Consider the following 19,646-nt stretch of genomic DNA (forward strand, 5'->3'; position numbering starts at 1 on the left):
GGATAACGATGATTGACTCAATCGAAGCACTGGAAGCTATTTACGGATTGCCCCACGAACGTGCGGTGCGCAAGCAGATCGGCTTTCTCAACGAGGATTATCAGGCGATGGTGCGCCTGTCGCCGCTAGTGATCGTCAGCTCGTTGGGGACCGATGGCCTCGATAACTCGCCGCGCGGTGATGCGCCGGGGTTTGTTCGGATCATTGATCAAAACACGTTGGCCCTGCCGGATCGCCCGGGCAACAACCGCATCGATACCTTGCGCAATGTGCTGCACGATCCGCGGGTGTCGCTGCTGTTCATCATTCCCGGGATCGGCGAAACATTGCGGGTCAATGGCACGGCCCTGATCAGCGATGAACCGGCGTTGCTGGAGAGTTTCGCGGTGAATGGCAAACCGGCGAAAACTGTGTTGCTGGTGACGGTGGACGCGGCGTTTTTTCACTGCTCGAAAGCCTTTGTCCGCTCGGATGCGTGGAATCCCGAAACGCACCTGCCGCGCTCGGCCTTGCCATCTGCCGGCGCATTTCACAAGCGCCTGAATGACGGCCAGTTCGACGCCGACACCTACGATCGGGAAGCGCCGAAACGGGTGCGCGAAAGCCTTTACTAACCGCGCTACTACAGACACCTCAAAACCCTGTGGGAGCGAGCCTGCTCGCGAAGGCGTCGTGTCAGTCGACACTTGCTTGGCTGAAATACCGCTTTCGCGAGCAGGCTCGCTCCCACAATTTTGATTGAGGCTTAGAGAGTAAGGATCATCTCGTGCCACGCCATGCCGCCGTGGTCGGACTCGGACGGTTTGATGTAGGCAAAGCCGAAGCCGGCATACAGCGCAATGTGCTGCTCTTTGCACATCAGGTGAATCGTCGCTTTGTCCATGGCGCGCATGCGCTCGATGAATTCGGCGAGCAGGCGCTTGGCCAGGCCCTGCCCTTGGTAATCCGGGTGCACGACCACCGACATGATCACCACATTCGGCCCTTTCGGGTCGTGGCCGATCAGTTCCTTGAACGCTTCGTCGGACATTTGCACATCGAACGCCGCGCCGGAATTGATGAAACCGGCGACCACGCCGTCCACCTCGGCGACGATGAAGCCGTCCGGCCAGGTGGCGATGCGCGTGGCGATCTTTTCACGGGTGGCGGCTTCGTCGCCTTCGTAGGCGACGGTTTCGATGGCGTAGCAGCGGTCGAGGTCGGCGGCGCTGACGTTGCGGATCACGGTGTTCATGGCAGCTCAAAAATCTGTGGAAACAAGGCCCGCCAGCATAAAGCACAACCACCGAGGCGGACATGCTCCGCCTCGATTAGTACGCCGCTCAGGCCCTGATCGGCAGCCAGATTTCCAGGGTGCCGGTATTGAGTTTCGGGTTGTAATCCTCGCTGTAGCGCTCGAATTCCGGGGCGTCCGCCGCTTCGTGGCCGGACTGCGGCAGCCAAGTGTTCCAGATGTACTGGAAGGTGTCAGGGAGTTGCGCCAGTGACCCCTTGTGCTCGAACACGGCATATTTCTGCGGCTGGATTTCAACCCAGCGGTACTTTTCCGGCAGGTCGTCGAGCTTGTCGATCTGCACCCCGGCGATGTATTCGAAACCGCCCTCGCCATCCGCATTGCAGCAAACGCCGTAGGTTATTTCGTTGACTTGCGCGGGGATTTTTCCCAAGTGCGGGATCAGTTTTTCCCACAACGCGGGAATGTCTTCGGTGGTTTGCTGAGTGAATCGCCCACCGAAACCTGCAATCAGCAAGAACTGCCCGTGTTCGAAGCGAGGCTCGGTTATCTCGACGCGTTGTTGTTCATCCATGACGCGACTCCTCAGAACGGAAAAGTGGATTCGGCTGGGAGTATAGAAAGCCCGACCCGTTTCGCACGTTTACAGCGAATGCAACTGCTCGACGGCGCCCGAGCCGACAAACTCGTTGTAGCCGGAAACGATCACGTACACCGCGAAATAGCAGAAGATCGCCGCCGATGCCAGATAGGAGTAGCGCAGTAGCTTGTCGCCCAGCAGCTTGCCGCCGTGGCTCGCAGCGAAGCACAGACCGGCCGACCACAGCAGCCCGGCGCAGAGAAAACCACCGAGAAACAGCGCCGAACTCAACGGACCACCGCCACCGGACCGGGCGATCAACGTGCCGCCGACCGCAGCAAACCAGAGAATCGCACTCGGCGACGACATCGCGAGAAAGATACCGCGAAAGAATTCCTTGCGATGGGAGTTCTGCCCCACTTCCGCCGTTTCCGCCAACAGCGCTTCGTGGTGAATTGCCGAATAAATCATCTTCGCCGCGAAGTAGATCAGCAGCGCCGAACCGCCAATCCACAGGACCCAGCGCACGGTTTCGTATTGCAGCAGGACGGTCATGCCGGCCAGTGCCAGCACCGCGTAGATCAGGTCGCCGACACAGGTGCCCAGGCCCAGGGCGAAGCCTTGAAAGTAGCCGCGCTGCATGGCCAGGGTGATCATCGCGATGTTGGCTACGCCGATATCCAGGCACAGCGAAAGGCTCAGCAAGAAGCCGCTGGTGAATTCCATTGACCGATTTTCCTTGAAAAAAATGTTTACAACCGCGCTGGACAGTATGCCATCACTGCCCTTATCTTCCGCCACAGGTCACCGCAGTGACCAGCGTCGCTCGGACGGTTCCGGGCGCTTACGTTATCCGAGGCAACAATGGCCGAACAAGGTTCGCCGCGCCGCTTTGCGCGCATAGATCGACTCCCCCCTTACGTGTTCAACATCACCGCCGAGCTGAAAATGGCCGCTCGCCGCCGTGGTGAAGACATCATCGACCTGAGCATGGGCAATCCCGACGGCGCCACGCCGCCGCACATTGTCGAAAAACTGGTGCAGGTCGCCCAACGTGAGGACACCCACGGTTACTCGACGTCCAAAGGCATTCCGCGCCTGCGCCGGGCAATTTCCAACTGGTACAAGCAGCGCTACGAAGTCGATATCGACCCGGAAAGCGAAGCCATTGTCACCATCGGTTCCAAGGAAGGCCTGGCGCATTTGATGCTGGCGACCCTTGACCAGGGCGACACCGTACTGGTGCCGAACCCGAGCTATCCGATTCACATCTACGGCGCAGTGATTGCCGGCGCTCAGGTGCGTTCGGTGCCGCTGGTGCCGGGGGTGGATTTCTTCGATGAGCTGGAGCGCGCCATTCGCGGCTCGATCCCCAAGCCGAAAATGATGATCCTCGGCTTCCCGTCGAACCCGACCGCGCAGTGCGTGGAGCTGGATTTCTTCGAGCGGGTGATCGCCTTGGCCAAGCAATACGACGTGTTGGTCATCCACGACCTGGCTTACGCCGACATCGTCTACGACGGCTGGAAAGCCCCGTCGATCATGCAAGTGCCGGGGGCCAAGGACATTGCGGTGGAGTTTTTCACCCTGTCCAAGAGCTACAACATGGCCGGCTGGCGCATCGGTTTCATGGTCGGCAACCCGGAATTGGTCAGCGCCCTGGCGCGGATCAAGAGCTACCACGACTACGGCACTTTCACCCCGCTGCAAGTGGCGGCGATTGCCGCGCTGGAAGGCGATCAGCAATGCGTGCGCGACATCGCCGAGCAGTATCGTCAGCGTCGCAACGTGCTGGTCAAGGGCCTGCATGAGCTGGGCTGGATGGTCGAGAATCCGAAAGCGTCGATGTACGTCTGGGCGAAGATTCCCCAGGCGTATGCGCATCTGGGTTCGCTGGAGTTCGCCAAGAAATTGCTGGCCGAGGCCAAGGTTTGCGTCTCGCCCGGGGTTGGCTTTGGTGAGTACGGTGATGACCACGTGCGCTTCGCGCTGATCGAAAACCAGGACCGTATTCGTCAGGCTGTACGCGGCATTCGCGGGATGTTCCGCGCGGATGGCTTGGTTACCAAATAACTGACACGCCTCTGATCGTTCCCACGCTCTGCGTGGGAATGCAGCCAGAGACGCTCTGCGTCTCAAAGCGGACGCAGAGCGTCCATTGAGGCATTCCCACGCGGAGCGTGGGAACGATCAAGCAGGAAGTCCACGCCCACAAAAAAACCGCATCACTGCGGTTTTTTTGTGCCTGCAAACTGCCGCTTATACGAACAGCGACAGCAGCAGGATAAAGCCCAGGCCGACCACCGAGAGGATGGTTTCCATCGCGGTCCAGGTCTTGAAGGTTTCGGCCACGGTCATGTTGAAGTACTGCTTGACCAGCCAGAAACCGGCGTCGTTGACGTGGGACAGGATTAGCGAACCGGCGCCGGTGGCCAGCACCAGCAGCTCACGGTTGACGCCCGGAATCATGCCGACAACCGGCACCACAATGCCCGCGCCAGTGATGGTCGCCACAGTGGCCGAACCGGTCGCGATACGGATTACCGCCGCCACCAGCCAGGCCAGCAGGATCGGCGAGATCTGCGCGCTGACCGCCATGTGGCCGATCACGTCACCCACGCCGCTGGTCACCAGCATCTGCTTGAAGCCACCGCCGGCACCGATGATCAGAATGATCGCAGCGGTAGGCGCCAGACTCGCGTCGAGCCACTTGAGCATCTGGTTGGAACCGATGCCCTGCTTGTAGCCGAAGGTGTACAGCGACAACAGCAACGCCAGCAGCAGTGCGGAGATCGGGTGGCCGATCATGTCCATCCAGATGCGGAAGAAGTTGCCGTCCGGCAGTGCCACGTCAGCGAAGGTTTTCAGCAGCATCAGGAACACCGGCAGCAGCACGGTGACCAGAGTAATGCTGAAGCTTGGCAGGTTGGCCGAATCGTTTTCACGGGCCAGTTGATCGACCAGTTCCTGATTCGGGTGACCCGGGATGTGCTTGGCGATGAAGGTACCAAAGATCGGACCGGCAATGATTGCCGTCGGCAGTGCGACGATCAGACCGTAGAGAATGGTCTTGCCGATGTCAGCGCCGAACACGCCGATGGCCAGCAGCGGGCCCGGGTGCGGCGGTACCAGACCGTGCACGGCAGAGAGGCCGGCGAGCAGCGGGATACCGATTTTGATGATCGATACGCCAGTGCGACGGGCAACGATGAACACCAGCGGAATCAGCAGCACGAAGCCGATTTCGAAGAACAGCGGAATGCCCACCAGGAACGCGGCGAACATCATCGCCCACTGGACTTTGTCCTTGCCGAAGGCGCGGATCAGGGTCTGGGCGATCTGATCGGCGCCGCCGGATTCGGCCATCATTTTGCCGAGCATGGTGCCCAGGGCAAGGATGATGCCGACAAAACCGAGCACGCCACCGAAGCCGTCCTGGAACGCCTTGATGATGGTGTTGATCGGCATGCCCGAGGTCAGGCCAAGGAAGGCGGCGGCGATGGTCAGGGCAATGAACGGGTGAATCTTGAATTTGGTGATCAGGATAATCAGGCCGATTACCGTGACCACCGCATCGAGCAGCAGGAACGTCTCGTGGGACATGCCAAACATGGGGGGTGTCTCCTGGATTGTTGTTGTTATTAAAGCTGGTTGAACAGAAGTCGGGAGGACAGCGCTGTCTTTTTCAACATACTCATACCGCCTGTTTCAGACCGTTGGCCTGCCACCAGACGTGAGCCTGCAGGGCCAGCTCTTCGACGCTGTGAATCGAGGCATTGAGCGGCAGAGTCAGCGGCTCGCCCTTTGGCGATTCGAGGGTGGCGAACTGGCTTTCGATCAACGTCGCCGGCATGAAGTGGCCCGGGCGGTGCGATACACGCTCGGCGGCGACTTCCGGGGTCAATTCAAGAAACACGAAACCCAGGCCCGGCAAGGCACTGCGCAGACGTTCGCGGTAACTGTGTTTAAGGGCGGAGCAGGTCAATACCGGGCGCTGGCCTTGGGCATCGACGCGACGCAGTTCATCGCACAGGCTGTCGAGCCAGCCGGCGCGGTCTTCGTCGTTCAGGGGGATCCCCGCGCTCATCTTTTCGATGTTCGCGGCCGGATGAAAAGTATCGCCTTCAATGGCAGTGGCGCCGCTCAATTGGCACAGGGCCTGGCTGACGCACGTCTTGCCGCAACCGGCAACGCCCATGATGACCAGGGCGGTGATGGGATGACTCATATAACACCTCAGCGCGCAGACAGCGCTACCTTTGCTAGCTATGACTCTAGTGCACAGGCAGAAGTTGCCGACGCCTTCTTGTCGTTTTTTTGGGTTGCAGCAGGTTTGTTCCCGACGCCAAAAAGCACAGATCAGGCAGGACCGCGCTCACGCATTTGCAGCTGCATCAGGACAGCGCTACCTTAGTGCCTTGATTTTTGTTTGGCAAGCCGCCCGATGACCTCCCCCAAGAACGATAAAAATACCCGCACCACCGGCCGTCCGACCCTCAACGAAGTAGCCCGCCTGGCCGGCGTCAGCCCGATCACTGCCTCGCGCGCCTTGCGCGGGGTGAGCACGGTGGCCACCGAACTGGTGGAAAAAGTGCAGAAAGCCGCGCTCGAACTCAACTATGTGGTCAACCCTGCCGCCCGCGCTTTGGCCTCGGCGCAGAGCCATTCAGTGGTGGTGCTGGTGCCGTCGCTGTCCAACCTGCTGTTCATCGACACGCTGGAAGCCATTCATCGGGTGCTGACGCCCAAGGGCTTCGAAGTGCTGATCGGCAACTTCCACTATTCGCGCGATGAAGAAGAAAACCTGCTGCGCAACTACATGGCTTATCAGCCGCGCGGCTTTCTGTTGACCGGTTTTGATCGCACGGAAAGTTCGCGGCGGATGATCGAGGCCAGCAACATTCCCTGCGTGTACATGATGGAGCTGGACAGTGCTGCAGGAGTCAATTGCGTGGGTTTCTCGCAGTTGAGCGCGGGGGAAACTGCCGCCGAACACCTTCTGTCTCGCGGGCGTAAACGTCTGGCTTACATTGGTGCGCAGCTGGACCAGCGCACGTTGTTGCGCGGTGAGGGCTTCCGCAAGGCGTTGCATAAGGCGGGCCGCTACGACCCGGATCTGGAAGTGCTGACACCGCGTGCTTCGTCTGTGGGCTTGGGTGGCGAGTTGTTTTTGCAGTTGCTGGCGACGCATCCGGATGTCGATGCGATCTTCTTTGGCAACGATGACCTGGCCCAGGGTGCGCTGCTTGAAGCCTTGCGTAACGGCATCAAGATTCCCGAGCAGGTGGCGATCCTCGGTTTCAACGATTTGCCGATGTCCGAACACATGGTGCCGCGCCTGAGCAGCATCAATACCCCGCGCGAGGCGATCGGCCGGCGCGCGGCGGAGCAGATGCTGACGTTGATGGCGGGCAACAAAGTGGCGCGGCCGGTGGAGGATATGGGGTTTGAGCTGAAGGTGCGCGAGAGTACCTGATCCCTCACAAATGCTGAGTTGAAACACAACCCTTGTGGGAGCGAGCCTGCTCGCGAAAGCGGTCGGTCAGTCAGCATTGATGCAGCCGACACAATGCCTTCGCGAGCAGGCTCGCTCCCACAGGGGATCTCTACCAAATTCAATGGCTGAGCAGGTCAACCAACGCCTGCGCACCCTTCTGCAATGGCTGGCTCTTGAGCCACACCGCGTGCACAGGCAGCACCAGGCCATTTTCGATGTTGCGAAAATTCAGCCGCTTCAAGCGTCCCGCCTCCAGCCACGGCTGCACCACCGACAGCGGAAAATTCCCCCAACCCAATCCCGCTTCGACCATCTCCATAGCCGTCTCAAGATTGTCCGTACGCCAGTAGGATTCAGCCACCAATGGCCGCGTCTCGCTGATCGGCAAGTCGCGGCTGGCGACGATGATCTGCCGCACTTGCACCAGATCTTCGAGAAACACATCCCGCCCCTGCAACAACGGGCTGTCCGCCGCCAGCGTGGCGATCATGCGTTCGCTGCCGACGAACTGAAACCGCTCCAGCGCATTCACGCTCAAACCGGCGAACGCCAGGCACAGGCTGACCCGGCCACGGTGCAACATCGCCAGCACATCATCCTGCGGCGCAGTCAGCACTTCGATGTCGAGCAACGGATGCCGCTCGGCAATCACCTTGATCGCTGCCAGCAAGCGCCGCCTATCAACGTCCGCAACCATGCCGACCGACAATCTGCTTTCCAGTCCCGACGACAGCTCCACCGCGTGCACTTGCAGCTGCTTGAGCTGCTCGGCGATCAGCCGCGCGTGCGGCACCAACGACTGCGCCATCGCCGTGGGTTGCGGCTCGCGGTGGCTGCGGTCGAACAACGGGTAACCGAGCTCAGCCTCAAGATTGGCAATACTCATGCTTACCGCCGACGGCACCTTGCCCAACTGCCGCGCGGCGGCGGAAAACGAGCCGCGCTCGATCACCGCGAGAAACAATTCGATGCTGTCGCTGCTGAAATTCAAATGCCTCACCTATCAATAAAACTGAAAGCTACCGACTTTTTCTGTCAGGTCTATTGAAGCTATCTTTCGCCGCCTTCGCCAGCCCTGCTGGCCAACATTCGGCAAGAAAGAGGCAAATCTGCATGCAAGGCGTGAAACGCAAACTGGTCTACGTGTCGCTCTACGAAGTGATTGGGATGACCTTCTCGGCCCTCGGTCTGGCGTTGTTGTCGGGTACATCGCCGGGTAGCACCGGGCCGCTGGCGGTGATCATCACCAGCATCGCCGTGACATGGAATTTCATTTACACCTCTCTGTTCGAGCGCTGGGAGAGCCGCCAGCTCTCGCGCACCCGCACAGTCAAACGACGTATCGTCCACGCCGTCGGCTTTCAACTGACGCTGATCGTGTTTCTGATTCCGCTGATTGCGTGGTGGATGAATATCAGCCTGATGCAGGCGTTCCTGCTGGATCTGGCACTGATCATTTTCATCCCGTGCTACACCTTCGTATTCAACTGGCTGTTCGACCGGATCTTCGGTTTGCCGAACTCGGCGCTGCCGGACTCGGCAACAGCATAACGGTACGTCGCGCTACTAGCGTGACGTGCCAGCAACCTGTTGATCGTGATGTTGACCATTGCTGATTCGGCCTGCTCATGCGGAACTGGCGTGGGCGAATATGGCGCATCGCTAATGCAGTTCGCGATAAACACCTGCTGAACGGCATTTGAGGGCAAACGTCCTTAGACCGTTTGTCGGAAACGATACCGAACCTGTAATTTCTGACAGTAGACGCTGAGCTTTGCTTGAAGAACCATGGAACGGGTCATGCGACAGCATGGCTGGCTCTTTGTCACTCACCAGCAAGGAAGGAAATCATGTCTAAAGATCTGCAAAACAAAGCCACGACGGCCATAGGGCACATCGCTATATTTGCCAATGAGGAAGCTCAAGGAGAGGAAAGCCTGTCCATCACACGACGCGTGTTGTCGTTGGACTCCGATAGCCTGTATATCGCTGGAAATGTACGCAACGACGTGACCTCCCACGGAGCGGATATCTATATCAATGCCGCAATTGAGGCCGGTACTACTTATATTTTCGAATCACGGCCAAATGGTGGCAACTACATTCCCAAGGTATGGGAGAAAAGTTCCTGGACTGCACTGTCGCCTGGCGGAAAGATCACCATCGATGAAGTCGACGTCGCTAACCAAACTGTAAAAGGCAGTTTCGAGTACACCGCGGCATCACCAGATGGGACAAAAACTGCTCAGGTACGCGGCAACTTTAATTTAAGAAAATAAACGAAAGCCTCGAGCAAGCCGCGTGAAACTGCCCCACCCTGCAGTCGGGGCAGTTGTAGGGTTCGTCAGTTCAATTGCAGGGTTTCATTGAACTGACTGATCGCATCCACCACATGCCGCGAGCCCTGCTGAATCTCGAGGATCACCTCGCCCGCCTCGTTCGCCAGTTCCACGCCCAGCCCTGTCCGGCTCAGGCTTGACTGCATGCTCGATACCGCGCTCAGCGACAGGTCATGGTTCTTGCGCACCACATCGACGATTTCCAGAGTGGCCTGACTGGTCCGCGCGGCGAGGCTGCGCACTTCATCGGCGACCACGGCAAAACCTCGCCCATGCTCACCGGCGCGCGCCGCTTCGATCGCTGCGTTGAGCGCCAGCAGGTTGGTCTGGTCGGCAATGCCGCGAATGGTCTGGACGATGGTGCCGATGATGTCCGACTGTTTGCTTACCGCATCGATGCTCACCGCCGCTTCGTTCAGATCGCGGGAAATGTCCTGAATGATCTGCACGGTCTGCTGCACGACTTGTGAGCCTTTTTGCGCGCAGGCGTCGTTTTGTACCGAGGTGCTGTGGGCGGATTCCGCAGCGTTTTGCAGGGTGGTCATCTGCCGGGTGATGTCGCTGGCGAACTTGACCACTTTGTACAAGCGGCCCTTGGCGTCGAACAGCGGGTTGTACGAGGCTTCCAGGTAAACCATCTGCCCAGACTTGTTCTTGCGCTCGAAACGGTGCGAGTGATATTCGCCGCGATTGAGCGAAGCCCAGAACGCTTTGTATTGGGCGGACTCCGCTTCGGCGCGGTGACAGAACAGGCTGTGGTGCTGGCCGACAATTTCAGGATGCGCGTACTGCATGGTTTGCAGGAAGTTGTCGTTGGCGCGGATGACATTGCCTTCGGGGGTGAACTCGATCACCGCCATGGAACGGCCGATCGCCGCCAGCATGGCTTCTTCTTCATGTTCTTTGTTGATGCGCGCGGTGATGTCCGCCGCGACCTTGATCACACTTCTGACCTGTTTGTCGGGCCCGAACACCGGCATGTAACTGGCTTCAAGCCAGATCTCCCGGCCGCTCTTGTTCAGGCGAAGAAAAGTGCCACTGAGCGGTTCACCACGAGCCAGGTCGCGCCACAACTTCGCGTAGTCCTCGCTGCGGTAGAAGCTTTCTTCACAAAAGATCCGATGGTGTTTGCCGCGCACTTCTTCGGCGCTGTAGCCCATGGTCTTGCAGAAGTTCTCGTTGGCGTCGAGAACGATGCCGTCCGGGGTAAACTCGATCATCGCCATCGAGCGGCTGATGGCCTCTATTTTCGCGTTGGCCTCGGTCAGCGCACAGCTGAAACGCTCGATTTCCCGCAGGTCAGCCTTGTGATGTAGGTTGAACATGGTTGTATCACCTTCCGCGCGTTCTTTTGATTTGATGAAAGTTCAGGTCTTGCAAGATCCATCACTACGTTCCACAGAACAGGCACACGCCTTCCTCCACGGGAGGAAGTTGTCAGGTGATAAATGATGATCAATCGGAGGGTCCCTGCAGCGACGCTCTGATCAAGACATCCTTTTCTTGATAGCCCGCAAGCGGGCCAGCCCTAACGCGTAGAAGAACTTCCATTTAGATGACGCTCCTTGTTGGTTCAGTGTCGGTGCCTTGGATTGCGCACTCTGGCAGCATGAATCACGGTCCAACCTGGCACCGCCGCCCTGTTGGGATGACGGTCGACATGGTTAGTTACCTGCAAAGCATAGCCATCCCGACGCCGGGCGCAAGGCCACTAGTCGGCCAGTATCTGGCATTTTTTGCACAAGAAACGGTTCAGCGCGGGAAACAGTGTGGTGAAAACGGGCGTTTTCGCCAGCGCAGCGGAAGCCCGCGAAACGGGCTCCCGTAGAGATTGCTTAATGGCCGAAGATGTCGACCTTCTTGGCTTTCTTCTCGGCACGTTTTTCAATCGCGGTCTTGGCCGGTTTCTTCTTCGCGGCTTTCTTTGAATCCATACCTTTGGACATGATCGGTACTCCACTCACAGGGGTGTGAGTTCAGGTATACACCTATCCCGTGGCGCGCGTTCTTTTATAATCGGCGCTTTTCGCAGCGACAGCCCGAACCATGTCCGATATCCACTACAGCCAGCTCGACGAATCGTTGTGGCCGTTGATGAACAAGTTCTACCGCAGCCACCAGTCGTCGATGAAAGCCGTGCGCGAGGCGCAGCTGTGGGTCGCAAAGCGCGGCGAGATTGTAGCGGCGCTGTGCCTGCGTCCGGTAGCGGGCGGGCATTGGCTGACGGGGTTGTTTGTTGATCCGCAGTGTCGTGAGCAGGGCGTCGCTGCGCAGTTGATCGCGGCGGCGGTAGCCCAAGTGGACGAGCCGGTGTGGCTGTTCTGCCATCCGGACCTGCGCGTGTTTTATGAGCGACGCGGATTCAGCTTCGATCCGCCGCTGCCGCAGGCGATGGCCGAGCGGTTGAGCCGGTATGCGCGGAGCAAGCCGATGATTGCGATGGAACTTAATCCCGCAGATATACGCTGAATCCGTGTGGGAGCGAGCCTGCTCGCGAATGCGGTGTGTCAGCGCCGAAGTTGGTTCTGATACTCCGCGTTCGCGAGCAGGCTCGCTCCCACAGGGATTGATGGTGTTCTGACAATCAGTCGTCAGCGTTGGGATCAAGGTCCGGGAACAGCACTTCGGTAAAGCCGAACTTGCTGAAATCGGTGATCCGCGACGGATACAGCCGGCCGATCAGGTGATCGCATTCATGCTGCACCACTCGCGCATGAAACCCCGAGGCCACGCGCACGATTGGCTCGCCCTTGGGATCAAAGCCTTCGTAGCGGATCTGCTGATAGCGATCCACCGCACCGCGCAGGCCCGGCACCGACAGACAACCTTCAAAGCCCTCTTCCATCAGCGGATTCAACGGCGTGATCAGCGGATTGATCAGGATCGTCTGCGGCACTGCTTCAGCGTCCGGGTAACGCTCGCTGTGTTCGAAGCCGAAGATCACCAGTTGCAGGTCGACGCCGATCTGCGGCGCCGCCAAGCCAACGCCGCCGACGCTTTCCATGGTCTGGAACATGTCATCGATCAATTGCCAGAGCTCGGCGCTGTTGAACATTTCCGGTGGTACCGGCGCGGCGATGCGCAGCAGGCGCTCATCACCCATTTTCAGAATTTCACGAATCATGGTCGCGCTTCGTCAGTGTCCGGCTTGAGCGAATGATCGCGGCCCAAGCCCGAGACGTGTTGTTTGGGGGATTCGTCGGGCTCGCCAGGGGCCTTTTCGCCCTTGTCCTTGCCTTCGGCGGACATGTGCTCGATCACTGCATTCATTTCTGCGCCGAGCAACAGCACCGCCGCGGAAATATAGAAATACAGCAAGAGCACGATGATCGCCCCGATGCTCCCATACATCGCGTTGTAGTTGGCGAAGGTTTTCACGTAGAAGGCAAACCCCAACGAGGCTAGGATCCACACCACTACAGCCAGCACCGAACCTGGGGTGATGAAGCGGAAGTCCTGTTTGACGTCGGGCATTACGTAATAGATCAGCGCCACCGCGACCATCATCAGAATCACGATCACCGGCCAGCGCGCAATCGTCCACACCGTGACGATGAAGTCTTCCAGCCCCACCTGTGCGGCAATCCAGCCCATCACCTGTGGCCCGAGCACCATCAGCGCAGCGGCGATCAGCAGCATCCCGGCGATGCCAACGGTGTAGACGATCGACAAAGGGAAACGCTTCCAGATCGGCCGGCCTTCGACCACGTCGTAAGCGGCGTTCATCGCGCTCATCATCAGGCGTACGCCGGCCGATGCGGTGTACAGCGCGATAACGATACCGATGGACAGCAGGCCACCCTTGGATTGCTGCAACTGATCGATCACCGGATTGACCTGCTCCAGCGCCTGCGGCGGCAGCACCAGTTCGGATTGCAGACGCAGCCAGGAGAAGAAATCCGGCAGGTGCAGAAAACCGATCAGGGCGATCAGGAAAAGAATGAACGGGAAGAGCGAGAACAGCATCTGGTAGGCCAGTGCCGAGGCGTAGGTCGACATTTCGTCATCGACGAACTCAGTGACCGTGCGCACCATCACTCGGTGCAGGGGCAGACCTTTCATGTCCGGGAATATCATTCGCGTCTCCTTGCGCCGCAAAAGGTTGAAGTCGTGGCGACTCAGGGGCCGTTTTTTACCTCAAGGTAGCCTAGTTGACGAGCCTTTGGCGGATGACCGCAGGGTTCTGATACAAAAACGGCCATCCTTGGATGGCCGCTCGTGTGATTCGTTCAAGGCTCGCTTACGCCTTGTCGACGCCCTTTTTCACAGCGTCCTTGGCGTTGCCGACCGCTTGCTGGGCTTCGCCTTTTTTCTCTTGGACTTTGCCTTCAGCCCGCAGCTTGTCGTTGTCAGTAGCTTTGCCGACGCCTTGTTTGACGTTGCCGACGGCTTCGTTGGCCATGCCTTTTACTTTATCGCCTGTGCTACTCATGGTGTTTCTCCGTGAAGCATAAAGGGAAGAAAAGTCATTACGTAACGATTGACCGGTGCGCTTTGCGCCGAGTTTCATTTATTTTGCCGGCATTTCGTCGTGGCATGCAGGTTGCGCTTTATGTTTGCCGGCGTTGCCCCGAGAATGCTCAGCCTACGGGCGCTGCGCCCGGCACACCGATTCGCAGGAATGTCATGAAGCTCAATAAAACCCAGGCCATCGCCCGTCGCAACCAGGAACTGGGCGGCGCCGTGCTCGGCACCAACAACTGCCACTTCGCCGAACTGAACCGTAACCGCAATATCTGGTGGTTCGACCTGCCGGTGTCGCGTCTGGCCATCGGTCAGTACGAGTGGATTCACTTGCTGCTGCACACCCCGGCCACCGATGAGTTGCTGCACCTGAAAGTGCCGACGGTGTTCCTGCGCGAAAAGCTCGAAGGCCTGGTGATTCGCAACGAAGGCAAGCGCAAGGCAGCGCTGAGCCTGGAATTGAGTGCGGACAAGGATTCGTATCTGCAGGACATGCGACCGGCGGGGACCAATGTGAATTTTGCGCCGTTTCGTCAGTAGGATTAGCACTTGATCGTTCCCACGCGGAGCGTGGGAACGATCAGTTCACCAACAAAAAGCCCCGCATCTGCGGGGCTTTTTATTTACGCGGCAGACTTGGCCTTGATCTTCTTCAGTTCTTCATCCCGCAATTCGCGGCGGAGGATCTTGCCGACGTTGGTGGTCGGCAGCGCATCGCGGAACTCCACCGAACGCGGCACTTTGTAGCCGGTAACGTTGGCGCGCATGTGGTCCATGACCTGCTCTTTGGTCAGGGTCACGCCCGGTTTGGCGACGATGAAAATCTTGATCGCCTCACCCGATTTCTCGTCCGGCACACCGATCGCCGCGCACTGCAACACGCCCGGCAAAGTCGCCAGCACATCTTCCAGTTCGTTCGGATAGACGTTGAAGCCAGACACCAGAATCATGTCCTTCTTGCGATCAACGATGCGCATGTAGCCGTCCGGCTGAATCAGCGCGATGTCACCGGTTTTCAGCCAGCCGTCGCTGTCGAGCATTTCATCGGTGGCTTCCTGACGCTGCCAGTAACCCTTCATCACTTGCGGGCCCTTGACGCACAGCTCGCCGATTTCGCCTAGCGGCTGCTCGACACCGGCATCGTCGATGACTTTGCACAGGGTCGAGGGTACCGGAATGCCGATGGTGCCGATCTGGATGTGCTGGATCGGGTTGACCGTGGCCACCGGGCTGGTTTCGGTCATGCCGTAGCCTTCGCAGATGGCGCAACCGGTCACGGCTTTCCAGCGCTCGGCCGCAGCCAGTTGCAGGGCCATGCCGCCGGACAGGGTGACTTTCAGCGCGGAGAAATCCAGCTTGCGGAAACCTTCGTTGTTGCACAGCGCCACGAACAGCGTGTTCAGACCGACAAAACCGCTGAACTTCCACTTCGACAGCTCCTTGACCATCGCCGGCAGGTCGCGCGGGTTGCTGATCAGGATGTTGTGGTTGCCGATCAGCATCATCGCCATGCAATGAAAGGTGAACGCATAGATGTGATACAGCGGCAGCGGCGTGATCAGGATCTCGCAGCCTTCGTTGAGGTTGGAGCCCATCAGCGCCTTGCATTGCAGCATGTTGGCGACCAGGTTGCGGTGCGTCAGCATCGCGCCCTTGGCCACGCCGGTGGTGCCGCCGGTGTATTGCAGCACCGCGACATCGCCGCTGTCCGGGTTGGCTTCGGCCACTGGCTGGCCGTGGCCCTTGCTCAGGACGTCGTTGAATTTGATGGCTTTGGGCAAGTGATAGGCCGGGACCATTTTCTTCACGTACTTGATGACGCTGTTGATCAGCAGGCGCTTGATCGGCGGCAGCAGGTCGGCGACTTCGGTGACGATGACGTGCTTGACGCCGGTCTTCGGCACCACGGCTTCGGCCAGGTGCGCCATGTTCGCCAGGCACACCAGGGCTTTGGCGCCGGAGTCGTTGAATTGGTGTTCCATTTCCCGCGCGGTGTACAGCGGGTTGGTGTTGACCACGATCAACCCGGCGCGAATGGCACCGAAGACCGCGACCGGATACTGCAGGACGTTGGGCAGTTGCACGGCGATTCGATCACCGGGCTGCAAGTCGGTATGCTGTTGCAGATACGCGGCAAAGGCACCGGACAGCTCGTACAGCTCACCGTAGGTGATTGTCTTGCCGAGGTTGCTGAAAGCCGGTTTGTTGGCGAAGCGTTGGCAGGATTGCTTCAACACTGCCTGAATGTTCGGATACTCGTCTGGATTGATCTCGGCTGCGATTCCAGCCGGGTACTTATCCTTCCAAAAGTCTTCGATCATGGAAGCCCACTCCTCAGCAACGCGAATTCTTCACCGCATTTGATGCGATTATTATTGGTGTGTGTTTTGTATTGGTGAATCCGGCGTTTTACAGGCCGAGAAGTCACAAAGCGCGCCGAGAGTAGCAGCTTTGCCAAGGGTCGACCAGAGCCAAAAGAGGCCCCTACAGTCATATTGATGACTCAAGACTTGCCAGCGGTCATTTTAGAGCAAAAATCCTATAACCCCCTAAAACCCCCGAATTCAGCGGGCACAAAAGATTCGCGAGCAGGCTCGCTCCCACAGAAAGCATCGATACCTGTGGGAGCGAGCCTGCTCGCGAATGTCACGCGCGCTGCGGTTCAGGCCTAGGCGATATCCCGCAACTCGCGCCGCAGAATTTTGCCTACAGGCGTCATCGGCAACGACTCACGCAGCACGATGTGTTTCGGCACCTTGTAGGCCGTGAAATTCTCTTTGCAGTACGCCTTCAGCTCTTCCAGGCTGACCCCGCTCTCCCGCGCCACGACAAACAGCTTCACCGCCTCTCCCGAACGTTCGTCCGGCACGCCGATAACCGCGCAGTTGGCGACTTTCGGGTGGGCCATGACCACGTCTTCGATTTCGTTGGGGTACACGTTGAAGCCGGAGACGATGATCATGTCCTTCTTGCGATCGACGATGCGCACGAAACCGTCCGGGTCGATCACGGCGATATCACCGGACTTGAACCAGCCCTCGGCATCCAGCACTTCGGCGGTGGCTTCGGGCTTGTTCCAGTAGCCCTTCATGATCTGCGGGCCTTTGATGCATAGCTCGCCGCGCTCGCCCAGCGGCTGTTCGACGCCGTCATCGTTGATGATTTTCACCAGCGTGCCCGGCACCGGCAGGCCGACAGTGCCCAGCCGCGACTGATCGCCGTAAGGGTTGGTGCAGGCCACTGGCGAGGTTTCGGTCAGGCCGTAGCCTTCGGTGATACGGCAACCGGTCATCTGCTCCCAGCGCTCGGCGGTGGCCTTGACCAGCGCGGTGCCGCCGGAGTTGGTGAGCTTGAGGCTGGAGAAATCCAGGGTCTTGAAGTCAGGGTGATCCATCAGCGCGACGAACAAGGTGTTCAAACCCAGCAGCGCCGAGAAGCGCCAGTTCTTCAGTTCCTTGATGAAGCCGGCGATGTCGCGCGGATTGGAGATCAACACGTTGTGGTTGCCCGACACCATCATGCACATGCAATTCGCAGTGAAGGCATAGATGTGGTACAGCGGCAGCGGCGCGATCATCACCTCCTGGCCTTCGCGCAACAGCGGCTGACCGTCCGGGCCGAGCTGAGCCAGACAGGCGCGCACCTGCTGCATGTTCGCCACCAGATTGCCGTGGGTGAGCATCGCGCCCTTGGCCAGGCCGGTGGTGCCGCCGGTGTATTGCAGCACGGCGATGTCATCGAGGCCGACGTTCAGCGGTTTGATGCCCAGACCACGCCCCATGCGCAGCGCGCTTTTGAACGAAGTGGCTTGCGGCAGCGAATACTCGGGAACCAGTTTCTTCACTTTGCTGACCACGGTGTTGACCAGCCAGCCTTTGGCGGTGGGCATCAGGTCGCCCATCTTCGCTTCGATCAAGTATTCGATGTCGGTGTCGGGCAGCACTTCCTGGACTTTCTGCCCGAACAGATTCAGGTAGACCAACGCGCGTGCACCGGAATCCTTGAACTGGTGGCGCATTTCCCGTGGCGTGTACAGCGGGTTGGTGTTGACCACGATCAGCCCGGCGCGCAGGGCGCCGAACACGGCAATCGGATAATGCAGAACGTTGGGCATCTGCACCGCAATGCGATCCCCCGGCACCAGATCGGTATGGGCCTGCAGGTAACCGGCGAACGCCGCGCTCTGGCGCTCCAGTTCGGCGTAGGTCAGGGTGATGCCCATGCTGCTGAACGCCGGGCGGTCAGCGAACTTCTTGCAGGAACGCTCAAACACTTCGATGACCGACTTGAACTCGCCCATGTCGATGTCCAGCGGTACGCCGGCCGGGCGTTTGTCATTCCAGAAATCAGGTTGCATTGTTCTTGTCCTCGTTACCTGAGCCGATCCGGGAGCCGCTTTCTGTCGTTTCTGCTTCGTCAATGGAAGGCGAAAAGCACAAAGCGGAGCTTCACGGACACTAGCAGCTATGGCCATTGAGGCAAATATGACCCAAGCCCTCATTGATCCCGTGAATCTTCCTGCCGTGGCGTGAGCTGATCAGACGCGCTATACACTGTGGCGATGCTGAGCAAAGGAATCGCCATGACCCACGACACCTTCTGGCTGGACGCGAGTGACCGCAGCCGCCTGTACGTCAACCGCTGGCTGCCGGCCACGCCATTGAAAGCGGTGATTCTGCTGGCCCATGGCATGGCCGAACACAGCGCTCGCTACGCGCGGCTCGCCGACACGTTTTGCGACAAAGACTATGGCGTGTATGCCCCGGATCTCCGCGGCCATGGTCGCACCGCCGACAACGGCACTCTCGGCCATTTCGCCGATGACGACGGCTGGTGCAAGGTCGTCGGCGATCTGGCCAGCCTCAATCAGCACATCGGCCAGCAACATCCCGGCGTGCCGATCATCCTCCTCGGCCACAGCATGGGCAGCTACATCGCCCAAGGCTATTTGTTGCACCACAGCGCCAGTCTGCACGGGGCGATTCTCAGCGGCTCGAATTTCCAGCCGGTGGCCCTCTATCGCGTCGCGCGGCAGATCGCCCGGCTGGAAAAACTGCGCCAGGGCGGCAAGGGCCGCAGTGCATTGATCGAGTGGCTGTCGTTCGGCTCGTTCAACAATAAATTCAAACCGGTGCGCACCCGTTTCGACTGGCTGAGCCGCGACCCGGCCGAGGTCGACAAGTACGCCGCCGACCCGTTGTGCGGCTTTCGCTGCACCAATCAGCTGTGGATCGACCTGTTCGGCGGCTTGCAGCAAATCAGCAAAGCGTCCAATCTCGCGCAGATCGATCCGGGCCTGCCGCTGCTGGTAATTGGCGGCGAATGTGATCCGGTGAGCGAGGGCAAGCGTCTGACAGATCTGGCCAATGCCTTGCGCAGGGCCGGCGGCCAGCACCTGCAACTGAAGATCTACCCGCAGGCCCGGCACGAATTGTTCAATGAAAGCAATCGCGACGAAGTGAGCGCCGATGTGCTCGCCTGGATCGACCAGGCCCTGAGCCACCGGCGCCCGCAGCGCAGCGAATAATTTTT

At 59.1% G+C, this 19,646-nt stretch carries 20 protein-coding genes and 1 pseudogene; 8 read left to right on the forward strand and 13 right to left on the reverse strand.

Annotated features, from left to right (window positions below):
- The first annotated feature begins 8 nt into the window (after positions 1–8).
- On the forward strand, positions 9–614 hold the full coding sequence (locus tag HU724_RS21630; protein ID WP_186567684.1) for a pyridoxamine 5'-phosphate oxidase family protein: 606 nt from the start codon (positions 9–11) through the stop codon (positions 612–614).
- Between the two features lie 131 nt (positions 615–745).
- On the opposite strand, the gene HU724_RS21635 is transcribed toward HU724_RS21630, so the two are convergent.
- From HU724_RS21635 to HU724_RS21645, 3 genes are all read right to left on the reverse strand, one after another.
- Entirely contained in the window at positions 746–1,234 is a 489-nt protein-coding gene (locus HU724_RS21635) for a GNAT family N-acetyltransferase (RefSeq protein WP_024014042.1), read from the reverse strand.
- An 88-nt stretch (positions 1,235–1,322) separates the two neighbouring features.
- Positions 1,323–1,808 carry a GyrI-like domain-containing protein gene (locus HU724_RS21640; protein ID WP_186567683.1) on the reverse strand — a complete coding sequence of 162 codons (486 nt, stop codon included), beginning with the start codon at positions 1,806–1,808 and terminating at the stop codon, positions 1,323–1,325.
- Between the two features lie 69 nt (positions 1,809–1,877).
- A complete protein-coding gene (locus HU724_RS21645) occupies positions 1,878–2,540 on the reverse strand; it encodes a LysE family translocator (RefSeq protein ID WP_016773553.1) in 663 nt (220 codons plus the stop codon).
- A gap of 138 nt (positions 2,541–2,678) precedes the next feature.
- On the opposite strand from HU724_RS21645, the gene alaC reads away from it, so the two are divergent.
- Positions 2,679–3,887 carry an alanine transaminase gene (alaC, locus tag HU724_RS21650; protein ID WP_016773552.1) on the forward strand — a complete coding sequence of 403 codons (1,209 nt, stop codon included), beginning with the start codon at positions 2,679–2,681 and terminating at the stop codon, positions 3,885–3,887.
- A gap of 186 nt (positions 3,888–4,073) precedes the next feature.
- Here alaC and HU724_RS21655 read toward each other — a convergent pair whose 3' ends face one another.
- Both HU724_RS21655 and HU724_RS21660 read right to left on the reverse strand, forming a co-directional pair.
- Positions 4,074–5,426 carry a GntP family permease gene (locus HU724_RS21655; RefSeq protein ID WP_016773551.1) on the reverse strand — a complete coding sequence of 451 codons (1,353 nt, stop codon included), beginning with the start codon at positions 5,424–5,426 and terminating at the stop codon, positions 4,074–4,076.
- Between the two features lie 82 nt (positions 5,427–5,508).
- A complete protein-coding gene (locus HU724_RS21660; protein WP_016773550.1) occupies positions 5,509–6,042 on the reverse strand; it encodes a gluconokinase in 534 nt (177 codons plus the stop codon).
- Positions 6,043–6,258: 216 nt separating this feature from the next.
- Here HU724_RS21660 and gntR point away from each other — a divergent pair, with 216 nt between their 5' ends.
- On the forward strand, positions 6,259–7,290 hold the full coding sequence (gene gntR, locus HU724_RS21665; protein WP_186567682.1) for an HTH-type transcriptional regulator GntR: 1,032 nt from the start codon (positions 6,259–6,261) through the stop codon (positions 7,288–7,290).
- Positions 7,291–7,429: 139 nt separating this feature from the next.
- On the opposite strand, the gene HU724_RS21670 is transcribed toward gntR, so the two are convergent.
- On the reverse strand, positions 7,430–8,302 hold the full coding sequence (locus HU724_RS21670) for a LysR family transcriptional regulator (protein ID WP_186567681.1): 873 nt from the start codon (positions 8,300–8,302) through the stop codon (positions 7,430–7,432).
- Positions 8,303–8,424: 122 nt separating this feature from the next.
- On the opposite strand from HU724_RS21670, the gene HU724_RS21675 reads away from it, so the two are divergent.
- Entirely contained in the window at positions 8,425–8,862 is a 438-nt protein-coding gene (locus HU724_RS21675) for a PACE efflux transporter (RefSeq protein WP_186567680.1), read from the forward strand.
- 299 nt (positions 8,863–9,161) lie between these two features.
- Positions 9,162–9,590, forward strand: coding sequence for a hypothetical protein (locus HU724_RS21680; RefSeq protein WP_186567679.1), 429 nt, complete (start codon positions 9,162–9,164; stop codon positions 9,588–9,590).
- A gap of 65 nt (positions 9,591–9,655) precedes the next feature.
- Here HU724_RS21680 and HU724_RS28040 read toward each other — a convergent pair whose 3' ends face one another.
- Together HU724_RS28040 and HU724_RS28045 are read right to left on the reverse strand one after the other, a co-directional pair.
- A complete protein-coding gene (locus tag HU724_RS28040) occupies positions 9,656–10,195 on the reverse strand; it encodes a methyl-accepting chemotaxis protein (protein ID WP_223259141.1) in 540 nt (179 codons plus the stop codon).
- A gap of 6 nt (positions 10,196–10,201) precedes the next feature.
- Positions 10,202–10,975: pseudogene (locus tag HU724_RS28045) on the reverse strand (PAS domain-containing protein); the annotation flags it as partial.
- A gap of 721 nt (positions 10,976–11,696) precedes the next feature.
- Here HU724_RS28045 and HU724_RS21690 point away from each other — a divergent pair.
- Complete coding sequence (locus tag HU724_RS21690) at positions 11,697–12,119, forward strand: GNAT family N-acetyltransferase (protein ID WP_186567678.1); 423 nt, start codon at positions 11,697–11,699, stop codon at positions 12,117–12,119.
- Between the two features lie 115 nt (positions 12,120–12,234).
- Here HU724_RS21690 and def read toward each other — a convergent pair whose 3' ends face one another.
- The 3 genes from def to HU724_RS21705 all read right to left on the reverse strand — a co-directional run bounded on the left by def (position 12,235) and on the right by HU724_RS21705 (position 14,082).
- On the reverse strand, positions 12,235–12,774 hold the full coding sequence (gene def, locus HU724_RS21695; protein WP_041479189.1) for a peptide deformylase: 540 nt from the start codon (positions 12,772–12,774) through the stop codon (positions 12,235–12,237).
- Positions 12,771–13,727: a YihY/virulence factor BrkB family protein gene (locus HU724_RS21700; RefSeq protein WP_186567677.1), complete on the reverse strand. Its 957-nt coding sequence runs from the start codon at positions 13,725–13,727 to the stop codon at positions 12,771–12,773. Before HU724_RS21700 ends, def begins: the two co-directional genes overlap by 4 nt.
- 163 nt (positions 13,728–13,890) lie before the next feature.
- Positions 13,891–14,082, reverse strand: coding sequence for a CsbD family protein (locus tag HU724_RS21705; RefSeq protein WP_042607250.1), 192 nt, complete (start codon positions 14,080–14,082; stop codon positions 13,891–13,893).
- A 194-nt stretch (positions 14,083–14,276) separates the two neighbouring features.
- Between HU724_RS21705 and HU724_RS21710 the strand changes: the two genes are divergently transcribed.
- Positions 14,277–14,654, forward strand: a complete 378-nt coding sequence (locus HU724_RS21710) for a hypothetical protein (RefSeq protein ID WP_016775519.1) — start codon at positions 14,277–14,279, stop codon at positions 14,652–14,654.
- An 83-nt stretch (positions 14,655–14,737) separates the two neighbouring features.
- Here the strand turns inward: HU724_RS21710 and fadD1 are convergent, their stop codons facing one another.
- Both fadD1 and fadD2 read right to left on the reverse strand, forming a co-directional pair.
- On the reverse strand, positions 14,738–16,435 hold the full coding sequence (gene fadD1, locus HU724_RS21715; RefSeq protein ID WP_024014053.1) for a long-chain-fatty-acid--CoA ligase FadD1: 1,698 nt from the start codon (positions 16,433–16,435) through the stop codon (positions 14,738–14,740).
- Positions 16,436–16,782: 347 nt separating this feature from the next.
- Positions 16,783–18,471, reverse strand: coding sequence for a long-chain-fatty-acid--CoA ligase FadD2 (gene fadD2 / locus HU724_RS21720; RefSeq protein ID WP_186567676.1), 1,689 nt, complete (start codon positions 18,469–18,471; stop codon positions 16,783–16,785).
- 225 nt (positions 18,472–18,696) lie between these two features.
- Here fadD2 and HU724_RS21725 point away from each other — a divergent pair, with 225 nt between their 5' ends.
- Positions 18,697–19,641, forward strand: a complete 945-nt coding sequence (locus HU724_RS21725; RefSeq protein ID WP_186567675.1) for an alpha/beta hydrolase — start codon at positions 18,697–18,699, stop codon at positions 19,639–19,641.
- Positions 19,642–19,646 lie beyond the last annotated feature (5 nt).

This window comes from Pseudomonas iranensis, assembly GCF_014268585.2.
Lineage (GTDB): Bacteria > Pseudomonadota > Gammaproteobacteria > Pseudomonadales > Pseudomonadaceae > Aquipseudomonas > Aquipseudomonas iranensis.